Annotated in this window: 12 protein-coding genes; 7 read left to right on the forward strand and 5 right to left on the reverse strand. The window is 40.9% G+C overall.

The genetic code is table 11. From position 1 onward, the window contains the following. Positions 1 to 147 precede the first annotated feature (147 nt). Genes CHU_RS05840 through CHU_RS05855 form a run of 4 tightly spaced genes read left to right on the forward strand, consistent with a single transcriptional unit; the run spans position 148 to position 3005 of the window. Complete coding sequence (locus CHU_RS05840; RefSeq protein ID WP_143144145.1) at positions 148 to 738, forward strand: hypothetical protein; 591 nt, start codon at positions 148 to 150, stop codon at positions 736 to 738. A 47-nt stretch (positions 739 to 785) separates the two neighbouring features. Then, complete coding sequence (locus CHU_RS05845) at positions 786 to 1604, forward strand: hypothetical protein (protein ID WP_011584591.1); 819 nt, start codon at positions 786 to 788, stop codon at positions 1602 to 1604. After that, entirely contained in the window at positions 1605 to 2576 is a 972-nt protein-coding gene (locus tag CHU_RS05850; protein WP_011584592.1) for an SMI1/KNR4 family protein, read from the forward strand. It abuts the gene before it with no gap. Between the two features lie 21 nt (positions 2577 to 2597). Continuing rightward, positions 2598 to 3005 (forward strand): DUF7674 family protein, encoded by a 408-nt coding sequence (locus CHU_RS05855; protein WP_011584593.1) that lies wholly within the window; start codon positions 2598 to 2600, stop codon positions 3003 to 3005. Between the two features lie 26 nt (positions 3006 to 3031). Here the strand turns inward: CHU_RS05855 and CHU_RS05860 are convergent, their stop codons facing one another. Genes CHU_RS05860 through ispE form a run of 5 tightly spaced genes read right to left on the reverse strand, consistent with a single transcriptional unit; the run spans position 3032 to position 7873 of the window. Continuing rightward, positions 3032 to 3334 (reverse strand): hypothetical protein, encoded by a 303-nt coding sequence (locus tag CHU_RS05860; RefSeq protein WP_041932222.1) that lies wholly within the window; start codon positions 3332 to 3334, stop codon positions 3032 to 3034. Continuing rightward, positions 3331 to 3531: a hypothetical protein gene (locus CHU_RS05865; RefSeq protein WP_011584595.1), complete on the reverse strand. Its 201-nt coding sequence runs from the start codon at positions 3529 to 3531 to the stop codon at positions 3331 to 3333. Before CHU_RS05865 ends, CHU_RS05860 begins: the two co-directional genes overlap by 4 nt. 5 nt (positions 3532 to 3536) lie before the next feature. Next, positions 3537 to 6632, reverse strand: a complete 3096-nt coding sequence (locus tag CHU_RS05870; protein WP_011584596.1) for a M4 family metallopeptidase — start codon at positions 6630 to 6632, stop codon at positions 3537 to 3539. A 1-nt stretch (position 6633) separates the two neighbouring features. Continuing rightward, positions 6634 to 7050: a hypothetical protein gene (locus tag CHU_RS05875; protein ID WP_041932223.1), complete on the reverse strand. Its 417-nt coding sequence runs from the start codon at positions 7048 to 7050 to the stop codon at positions 6634 to 6636. Between the two features lie 10 nt (positions 7051 to 7060). Then, positions 7061 to 7873 carry a 4-(cytidine 5'-diphospho)-2-C-methyl-D-erythritol kinase gene (gene ispE, locus CHU_RS05880; RefSeq protein WP_011584598.1) on the reverse strand — a complete coding sequence of 271 codons (813 nt, stop codon included), beginning with the start codon at positions 7871 to 7873 and terminating at the stop codon, positions 7061 to 7063. A gap of 67 nt (positions 7874 to 7940) precedes the next feature. Between ispE and CHU_RS05885 the strand changes: the two genes are divergently transcribed. Genes CHU_RS05885 through CHU_RS05895 form a run of 3 tightly spaced genes read left to right on the forward strand, consistent with a single transcriptional unit; the run spans position 7941 to position 10262 of the window. Then, positions 7941 to 8540: a sugar transferase gene (locus CHU_RS05885; RefSeq protein ID WP_011584599.1), complete on the forward strand. Its 600-nt coding sequence runs from the start codon at positions 7941 to 7943 to the stop codon at positions 8538 to 8540. Between the two features lie 4 nt (positions 8541 to 8544). Next, complete coding sequence (locus tag CHU_RS05890; RefSeq protein ID WP_011584600.1) at positions 8545 to 9156, forward strand: acetyltransferase; 612 nt, start codon at positions 8545 to 8547, stop codon at positions 9154 to 9156. 11 nt (positions 9157 to 9167) lie between these two features. Next, positions 9168 to 10262: a DegT/DnrJ/EryC1/StrS family aminotransferase gene (locus tag CHU_RS05895; RefSeq protein WP_238379355.1), complete on the forward strand. Its 1095-nt coding sequence runs from the start codon at positions 9168 to 9170 to the stop codon at positions 10260 to 10262. The last annotated feature ends 54 nt before the right edge of the window (positions 10263 to 10316 follow it).

A 10316-nucleotide genomic window follows, 5' to 3' on the forward strand; every position in this document is an offset into this window, starting at 1 on the left:
TATGTGCCGTATCTGCAAAAGTGCAAGTGTGTTTTTCAAACGGGTAGATGTTCTTTTCAAACGGGCGAATGCTGTTTTTCAAACGGGCGAATGCAATTCGCCCATACTGCCTTTTAAATGTTTTCCAGTGACTTTAAACAACTGCACATGAAACACTATGCTTTTCTGCTTCTCACGCTGCTTGCCATATGGGGCTGTACATTTGAAACTCAAACGAAGGAAGAACTTCCGGCAACGGATAAACATGTGGTAGCATCGAAACTTCCTGTAGTGCAGGAGGAAGATTCGATGATCTATGCGGTAAAAGACATTGATCCGGTCTGGCTGCAGGCTGATTTTGATAGTGCGGACGCTGTTATCCTTGATGGCAGTCATGAACTCATGTATGATGTTTCAAAAATGGATACGAAATATACACGTTCAGGCAAACGGAAAGTAACGGATGCACAGCTCACAACCATCAGCGAAAATCTTTCAGGGAAGAATCAGCGCAACTATCTGCCTGCCGATTGTTTTCAGCCGTATCACGGATTCATCTTTTATAAAAAAGGAAAAATAGCCGGCCGGCTTGCTATTTGTTTTTCATGCAGAACGTATTTTTCACAACCGCGAAATTGCGGCAGGATTAATTATGAAGCAACAAAACAAATCTTTCACGAGCTCGGTTTGCCAACCTATGACTGGAACGATAGTTCCGAAGCACAGAACCGTGCGCATAAATACAGCGATTATTTTTAACTGCTGACAATGATTTTTGAACGTATAGAACCAGGTAGATACAACGTATGAAACAGATTTGTTACGGATGTTTTTTGATTGTCTGTATTCTTTTGTCCTGTAAGCCAAGAGATGATGCAGAATCGTTTTATAACATAAAAACAGTTATACCTTTCAGTCATTCTTTTTATACAGATGTACCGCAAGTCAAAGATGCCGATGGGAACATGTATCCGTTTACAAAAATAGAATATGATACCATTGATAAAAATACCTGTTTCAGTTATGACAGTATTCCTGGCAAGGCTGTAACACTGACATTTTTTTCGTTGCTTACCAATGATCAGGTCAATGCGATAAAACCGAAACAGGATACGTGTATCCTGTTTGACACCACTGCTTATTCCCCTTTAATAAAAGGAGATGCCAACGATGTTCTGTCTATGCAAACGGATGAGCTGGACACACTTTTTATTGGCTGCTATTCATCCGGATGCGGCAGCCCCTTTATGACCAAAATGAAAATCTTCCGGGTTGATACAACCTACACAGTAATATGCAGTGATCTCAACGTAATAAAAGAAACAAGCTACACCGTTCCGCAATCCTTATTTAAAGAAGCCTTTGCAGCATACAGGAAAGATTGCCGCAAACTGTTTCCGGAAACAGCTGCGAACGGAAGCCGTATCATATGTATAAGTACAGTCATGACCAGGATGTACGTGCGCAATGGAAATACTTTATATGAATTCCCCCGTTTTTCTCAGTGGGGCGGATACGAAACTTTTTTTAATACGATCAGCCGGAAGGTGGATATTCCGGTTACCGAACAGGAGCCGGAAGACCATACCTGGGATACTATACTGGTGAAGCAAAAAAACAAATAAATGGTACAAAATACATTCAGCGATTTCGACGTATCCGGTTTCTGGGATGATTCAGCTTATTCCATAGAAGAATATGTAGAAGAAACACCAACAGACGCGCTTATTGATTCAATAGAACAGGAACTAGGATATAAGCTTCCGGCTTCTTACATCGAACTTATGAAACAGCATAATGGCGGCACACCTGTCAACTGTTGTTTTCCTGTTACAGAAGAAACATCCGGTACGGAATATCATGTTGAAATTTCCGGAATTATGGGCATCGGCAGATCGAAAACATATTCCTTAGGTGGAAGCTTTGGCAGCCGCTTCATGATTGATGAATGGGGATACCCGGATACCGGAATTTATGTTTGTACCTGTCCTTCTGCCGGACATGAAATGATTCTGCTTGATTATTCCATCTGCGGCCCCAAGGGCGAACCGCAGGTGTTTTATGTGGATCAGGAACGGGAGTATCAAAAAACGTTCCTCGCAAAAGATTTCGAAACTTTCATTCGCGGACTTGTTCATGCAGATGTATATGACACATCTGCACAGGACTTGATAAGTACATTAGAAACTTTCCGTACAGGAAATTTTTCAGAAGTGCTGCAGGCATACATTAAAAAAGATCTGTCTGTAAACTTCGATCGTGTTTTAAGAAATCTCTTCACCGAACTTACAACAGAGAAAGGATATTTTGCGCTGCATGCCGATGAACTTTCCTATCTGTCTTATGATATTCAATTTTACCTGCTGAGTATAAACAGGAAAATCAAATCAAAAGAAGACTTTGTAAAGCACTATCTGCCTATGGTTGCCATGAGTGATGCTGGAATTACCACAGGAGGTTATGCAAACTTTTTTGAAGATTGGTTTGATGAAAAAATAAAGTCAAAAGAAATTACAAAAGGTCTTTTGAGTGGATTTCTGTTTACTGAAATCTATAAACAGAAATTGTTTGAAAGGATAAAACAATATGATAAATAAGTATATCAATATAGACTCACGATGATATATACGATTGATCCGGCACTTGCCTTAATAATCAGTTCTGATCCTGAATTGAAAGCCAGATGGGAGCAGTACATTGAAAATGAATATAACGGAGACGTATCTGAAAGATTGATTTATTCAGATATACGGATTATCATTGAATTCATTATTGAAAAATTTAAAGCGAACCAAACAGAAAGTTTTCACATAATTTTTACAAATATTGAAAACATATTAAAGAGTTGTGACAAACAAACAATGGATCTGATAACTGTAGGCATATTTGAAGGGATACAAAACAGCGCCGGCCAGGAAATAGATTATTACTTCGGATTTAACAAGTGGCTTTACACACGGAGCGGTGAACAATGGAGAGCGGTGATTGACTTTTGGGAAGGAACGGATTGGAGAAAGAAAAAATAGTATAAGGCATTACCGTATTCTATTTTTTAACGTCTGGATATTGGATACATCACATCAGGCCCGTCAATGTGGCCGTTCATGACAATTATTCCCTTGGCACTTTTCAGATGAACAGTGTAATCATGTACATGATACTGGTTCGTTTGCCAATGGCAGAGCTCACCAACGTATTCATCGTTATAATATACAGCCAGGCGCTGCTTGCCATAGTCATACGGAATAGCTTTTACCTGTTTACCATGGGCAAAAATAGTGTCGCGCATCAGTATCGCAGGCTGCTTTCTGTGCAACATGCGTTCAGCACTTTCCGGATCTCTGTTTTGAATCAATGCTGTTTCATTTTCAAAAATACCACACTGTTTTTTATGTCCAGATTTTTACTGCAGGACACCTGTAAGCTGTTTCCCCGGAAAATATAATTCAGGTAATTAAGATATCTGTTCCTGCCATTCAGGTAGGGCAGGCTGAAATAACCTATTGCCAGTATCAATAAAACAGGTAAAGCGCGTTTTACCTTTCTGTTCATATGGATTATTTTTTAATCAGCTTGCTTACCCAGCGTTCATCAGCAGTTTCAATGGTTACAATATAATATCCTGAAGCAACAGATGCTGGCAGCTGAACAGGAATGGTGTTTTCCCCTGTGAGCAGATTGGCAGCAGTACTGTAAATGAGCTGGCCGGTTGTACTGTTGATATGTATAACGGCATGGCTTTGGTCACCGGACGTTAACCGTATGCTGAAATCTGCAGATGCGGGATTCGGATATACGTTTGCACGATTCTCCGAAGTGTTCGTGTGCTTTGCTGTAGTAGAAGAGGGAAGGGATCGTACGCCGGTTGCATAATAAACCGGCCAGTTTGATTTGTCTGTATAGTATGTATCTGAACCGTTTGGCAGCGCTGTAATTTTGCTTTCATCCAGATCAACTGTCCAGATAGATTTCATATGGTCTGAATTTAATTCATAGAGATAAGCAATCTTATTGTCAAGTCTGTTAAAATTCGGAAAACCAAGTACATTGCTGCTTGTAATAACATCCAGTTCATTTGTTTCTGTATTGCAGCCGATAACATATAAATCACCTTCATCTTCGTCTATGTAATCAAAGGCAATGATATTGGTAGAATTTTTTGCAAACGCAGGATTACCCACACTTATGTGATCCGGCAGCGATGAAAATAATTTTGTTACAGTTCCGTCTCCAAAATCATTCAGGGTATTATCCCACACCTGAATAAAATTGATGTCCCAGAAATTGATGTTGTTACCGGATGTATTTTCAAATTCGTTATAACAGTCGTATACTAAAAACTCTCCTGTGTGATCCCATTCCAATGCATCCGCATAGATAGGCCCGCCTGATTTAATTCCTTCTGAATAGGTAGGGTTGTACAACACAAATTGTGCCCAGGTATCACTATCGAAATCATATACATAAACAGATGTATCCTTGTCGGTTGTTGTTGCGGCCAAACGTTTGCCGTTTTTACTGATTGCAACATTGTTCCAGATAGGTTCGTCCTGAATAATCTGTTCGTACGTATTGCCCGGTGTCAGGTACAGGCTTTTCAGCTGGTTGGCCGTGTTTACAAAATACGCCATTGAACCATCGTCGGTTATGCTGGGCTTGTTGAATACCGAACTTGTATTGATGGTAGCATAAGCTTGTGTCGCCGTATTTATGCGGTATAATTTCGTGCTGTAGGTTGTGTTCAGATTATACGTAAGCAAGTATTCATCGCCTGTATTCACTGGCAGGTTGCTTGATACAGGTGTTGTAGGTACTTCACTGTTTCCTGTAATCCCTACCTGGTCAAAAGCGATTCCTGTTTTCGTTGCCTCATTTGATGTATATAAATCGGTTGCCGCAGCGATACATGCAATTCTGAGGTCAATGAATTTAGAAGAACGCGTAAGGTAGGCGGTTAATGCACGGTAAAATATTTTTTCAGCCTTACTTCTTGAAGTAGACTGTGCCAATAAATAAAAAGCATAATTGGTTATACCGCTGTTTATGTGTACGCCGCCATTATCCTGTGTTCCGGAGTATTTTTCAGATACATGTGCAGGCTGCCAGCCTCTTGAATTTATATTTGTGCCGCCATTGTGCGGGTTGGATAAATCACGTAAGGCACCGGAAGGGTACTTACTTAGAAGTACAACATCTTCACCGATTTTCCAATCCAGAGAATCAATCATACAGCCAAAAATATCCGCCATTGATTCGTTGATGGCACCGGATTCGCCCTGGTAATTGAGGTTGGCAGAATTCTGGATCACACCGTGCGTCAGTTCATGCCCGCCTACATCCAGGCCGCCGGCCAGGGGTTTGAAGTTTGTATTTCCATTGCCGTAATACATGGCTTTACCATTCCAGAACGCATTGTCCATTGGTGTTCCATCGTCCGGGTCAGCAACATTTATGAAAGAGATAATTGTGCCGCCATTCCCATCAATAGAAGTACGGCCATGTATGGCAGAATAGTAATCGTATGACTTGCCGGCAATATAATGTGCCGAAATTGCCGTAGCATTAAAACTGTTGGTGCTGGAAGTAATAGCTTTGTATTTGGTATTGGAACCATATGTATAGTTCAGATCAAGCGTTTGAATGGCACCGGCAGGATTGTCGGGGAATGAAGACTGGCTTGATTTAAACATGCTTCTGCTGGCATCTGTCGTATAATACAATGAACCTGTCTGGTAGGTATTAATCGTACGTGATACGCCGTTGAGGTCGTTGCCGGTACTTATGCGCGGACCGTCGGCATGGCATGTTTTGGAATGCGATGAAAGGATGTTTCCTGTTTGTGCATCAATAATATATTCCCACCAATCCAGAAAGTTTGGACGTACATCAATGCTGTAAGCCGGTACACAGCTCCGCACAAGTTTGTCGTCAATGTAGTAGATTTGTTTGATGCCTGGTGTACTGTAATTTAAAAACTGCTGTTCCTGTTCAGACAGTTCTACATAGTGTGCATGTGTTTTAATATCAGCAAGCGCTTTTGCCGCCGCCGCGGCGGGCGTGACCGCAAAAGAGGTGTGTTTAATAAGATCAGGTTTAATGTAACTGCCGTTCCACGAAACAGCCTGTCCGCTTGCATTGATGTGTACAATACTTTCACAACCATCTATTTCAATGCCGTTGTAAAATTGCTTTAACCGGATAATTTGTCCGCCCAAAAGATCTTTTTCTGTTTTGTATGGCGTAAATGGCTCGGCAACGTCTGTTAAGCCTAATGTTTCGCGCAGCTGATCAATGTAGTTGTACGCAATCGCAATTCCACTTCCTGTACCAACAGCGCGCTGCTGCAGTGTCTGAGGAATGATGGTTTTAATGAAGATTGGCAGCCCGGTTTCATTTGAATAAATTACGCTGAACGGATTTTTTGCTGTAGCACGTACAGCTGCTGTGTTTGGTTTTGAAAGCTGCGGAAGAAGGCTTGTTCCTTGCGCTGTTAATATGGATTGCTGGAGCATATTTCCTTTGATGCGTGTTGCTTCAAAGGAGCGGTGTGCAGCGGGATTGCTCTGTTTTTCTTTTACATCAAAGGATGTTTGCGCAAACGTGTGTGTTGCTGTTAACAGCAATAAAAATAACGTGCTATACGGTTTTTTCATATTAACGGAGCTTAATAAGCTTGTTATAAAGTTTGGTAATTGTAGGGGGAGTAAGAATATTGCTGTTGTTCCAAATGATTTTATTGGTTTGTTTATTCAGTTGAATGGTTATAAATGCATAGGTATTGCCGGGCTCATTGTACACGCATGCTGCCATGTTGTTTTTAATTACATAGCGATAAATATGTTTTACCTTGCAATGTTTTATTTTTTTTACAAACGTTGCGCCAGACTGATTTTCCAGTTGAAACAGGTTGCCTTCCTGGGTAAGGATATGGCTTTTAACAGCACCTGTGAAACCACCCCCATTGCCGAATTCAATATAGTTTTTATTTGTGGTATCGGCAGCAATGGACTGACTATATCCCTTAACGGTTATGCTTAATAATAAGATGCAGCTGAAAAATAATGAACGCATAATTGTTTGGTTATAATGGGGCAATACAACTCTGTATGTTGGATGTGTTTTCATGAAAAGTTTCCGGTTTTGTATTAAATATACCGAATACCGTTGAACCGGAGCCACTCATTGCCGCATATGCTGCACCCTGTTTGTACATCTGTTCTTTTAAGGTTTTTATAGCCGGATATTTTTCAAATACACTACGTTCAAAATCGTTTACAAGTTCTGCTTTCCAGACACTCAATGGTTGTTTTAAAATATCACCGATCGGTTTTCTGTCTGTATTGGGTACAACACCATCATACGCTTCTTTTGTTGCCACATGAATGCCCGGATGGATCAGGTAAATCCATTTTCCACTTAGATTCACGATACCCGGATGTGAAAAGTAATCACCTTTTTCGTGTGCCAGAATAGATGTGTTTTCAATAAAAAATGCACAGTCACTACCAACGGGCCGAACAATATCTTCCATTTCTGCGGCAGAAAGTTTGAGTGCAAACACATCGTTTAAAAGCTTACAGGTAAAGGCTGCGTCTGAAGAGCCGCCGCCCAGGCCTGCACCGATGGGGATGCGTTTATGCAAGTGAATGTGAACAGGTGAGAGCGGATACTTTTCTTTCAGCAGGGTATACGTCTTAAGGCACAGATTAGAAGCAGATGTTCCCGGTATGTTATTGCCCGAACTGGTAAATACGGTTTCTTTTGCCGGAATGATCTCAAGCATGTCGTTCCACGGGATTGGATAAAAACACGTTTCAATGTTATGGTATCCATCCGGACGTTTGCTTAAAACAGATAAACCAAGATTGATCTTGGCATTTGGAAATGAGATCATTGTAATGTTGAAAGAATCCTGTCAAAAATAATACTAAAGTGGCTATATTGTAACATATTTCAGGAGAATGTTTTACAGTTCATTTATTAAGCCCTTCATCGATAAATTAATTGCCATAAGTACTATTGGGTGCACAGCTCCACTTTTCCTCCTGATTTCAATTGTAAATTATGCGCTGTATAAGAATGTTTTTTTTATACAGGAACGCACGGGTTTGCACATGAAACCGTTTCAATTGATTAAGTTTCAGACCATGAGAACGATACAGGATGAACACGGAGTACCTCTGGCAGACATGAAACGGGTCACCGGTTTCGGTAAATTGTTACGAATTACTTCTATAGACGAACTTCCGCAGCTATTTCTCGTACTTACAGGGAAGATGAGCCTGGTTGGGCCAAGGCCTTTGCCTGTGTCATATGATTGTTACTATACTGAAGAACAACGGTTACGTTTTGAAGCAAAGCCCGGTATTACCGGTCTGGCGCAGGTAAATGGCCGTAATGCAACATCGTGGGAGTCACGGTTTCAATTCGATAGTATGTATATTAAAAACAGATCATTCAGATTGGATATGCTTATTTTAGCGAAAACATTTTTTCAGCTGATGAAATTTAACGAAGTGAATGCTTCTGATTCTATAACTATGAAACCTTTTAAAAATTAATCGTATGCTTTTATATGGTGCCAGTGGCCACTCCAGAGTTGTTAAAGATTGTGTCATGACTTCAGGCGGTGAGGTGCATGCAATATTTGATGACAATCAGGATCTGATCAAACTGGATAACATTCCGGTTGTTGGGTATTATGACCCGGAATATGAATCGGCAGAACAGATCATTGTTACTATTGGTGACAATCTGATCCGCAAGAAAATTGTTTCTAAAATCAAACATGCTTTCGGTAAAGCAATTCACAGCGCTTCTACTGTTTCACCAACAACCGTTATCGGTGAAGGCACAGTGGCAATGCCGGGTTCTATTGTGAATGCGGGTTCAAGAGTAGGGAAACATTGTATCATTAATTCCAACGCTATTGTAGAGCATGATTGTGAATTGGGAGATTTTGTACACCTTTCCTCTAATGTGACCCTGTGTGCTGATGTAAATATTGGTGAAGGTACACACATCGGTGCGGGTTCAACGGTTATTCCTGGGAAGCAGATCGGCAAGTGGTGTGTGATCGGGGCGGGTGCTGTAATCATTCAGGACATCCCTGATTATTCCATGGTTGTGGGTGTTCCGGGGAAAATCATTCGTACACTTGTTAAGAAAACGGTATAATGCAGAAGCGTGTGTATCTCTCACCGCCGGATTTGTCCGGCAATGAATTCCGATACATACAGGAAGCATTAGAATCTAACTGGATTGCTCCATTCGGCCCCCAGTTAGATTCTTTCACGGAATTATTACAAACACAAACAGGTACATCTTTTGCAGTACCTGTTAATTCAGGTACTTCAGCGATTCATTTAGCATTGCTTGCGTTGCATATTCAGGAAGGGGATCTTGTTTTTTGTCCTACCTTCACATTTGCCGCAAGTATTTTTCCTGTGCTGTATCAAAGAGCTACCCCCGTATTTATTGATAGCGAATCACATTCATGGAACATGGATCCGGTATTACTGGAACAGGCCATTCTTGATTCCATAGAAAATAAACAGAAACCCAAAGCAATTATTCTGGTTCATATTTATGGCTTTCCGGCTATGCTGGATCAGATACAGGCTATTGCTGCTAAATATCATTTATACCTTATTGAAGATGCTGCAGAAGCGCTGGGCTCTTCCTACAAAAATAAAGCACTTGGTTCCTTTGGGCATGCAGGCGCGTTATCTTTTAATGGAAATAAACTGGTAACAGGCGGAACGGGTGGTGCTGTTATTACAAACGATGAAGAACTTTTTAATGAAGTGCGTGTACTGGCCAATCAAGCGAAAGAAGAAAAGCCGTATTACGAACACCTGCAGGTAGGATACAATTACCGGATGTGTAATCTAAATGCTGCTGTTGCATGCGCGCAGCTGGAACAGCTTGGACAAAAAATTAATAAAAAGAAACAGATACGTGCGTGGTATGCGATCCATTTATCTGGTGCAGCAAATATAAAACAGGCTGATGCAGGTATCGATAATGCCTGGCTCACCTGTGTTGAATTTGCATCTGCGGAATCGCCGGAGAAAGTTCGGCTGGCCTTGGAAGAAGAAAATATTGAGAGCAGGAATGTGTGGAATCCCATGCACAGACAACCTGTTTTTAAGGATTGTACAGCGTATCTGAACGGCGTTTCGGATGCTGTATTTGCGAACAGCCTGTGTCTGCCCTCAGGAACACAACTGATTGAAAAAGATATTATTCACATTACTGATATAATTAAGCGCAGTCTTTAATTTGTACAATTTTGATTCGCGTGCCTGAAATAAATATTTGTCCGTTCGTGACAT

Source organism: Cytophaga hutchinsonii ATCC 33406, assembly GCF_000014145.1.
Lineage (GTDB): Bacteria > Bacteroidota > Bacteroidia > Cytophagales > Cytophagaceae > Cytophaga > Cytophaga hutchinsonii.

Coding starts and splice junctions, on each gene's coding strand:
- CHU_RS05840 (WP_143144145.1), top strand. CDS start 148: ATGAAACACTATGCTTTTCTGCTTCTCACGCTGCTTGCCATATGGGGC.
- CHU_RS05845 (WP_011584591.1), top strand. CDS start 786: ATGAAACAGATTTGTTACGGATGTTTTTTGATTGTCTGTATTCTTTTG.
- CHU_RS05850 (WP_011584592.1), top strand. CDS start 1,605: ATGGTACAAAATACATTCAGCGATTTCGACGTATCCGGTTTCTGGGAT.
- CHU_RS05855 (WP_011584593.1), top strand. CDS start 2,598: ATGATATATACGATTGATCCGGCACTTGCCTTAATAATCAGTTCTGAT.
- CHU_RS05865 (WP_011584595.1), bottom strand. CDS start 3,531: ATGAACAGAAAGGTAAAACGCGCTTTACCTGTTTTATTGATACTGGCA.
- CHU_RS05870 (WP_011584596.1), bottom strand. CDS start 6,632: ATGAAAAAACCGTATAGCACGTTATTTTTATTGCTGTTAACAGCAACA.
- CHU_RS05875 (WP_041932223.1), bottom strand. CDS start 7,050: ATGCGTTCATTATTTTTCAGCTGCATCTTATTATTAAGCATAACCGTT.
- ispE (WP_011584598.1), bottom strand. CDS start 7,873: ATGATCTCATTTCCAAATGCCAAGATCAATCTTGGTTTATCTGTTTTA.
- CHU_RS05885 (WP_011584599.1), top strand. CDS start 7,941: ATGTTTTACAGTTCATTTATTAAGCCCTTCATCGATAAATTAATTGCC.
- CHU_RS05890 (WP_011584600.1), top strand. CDS start 8,545: ATGCTTTTATATGGTGCCAGTGGCCACTCCAGAGTTGTTAAAGATTGT.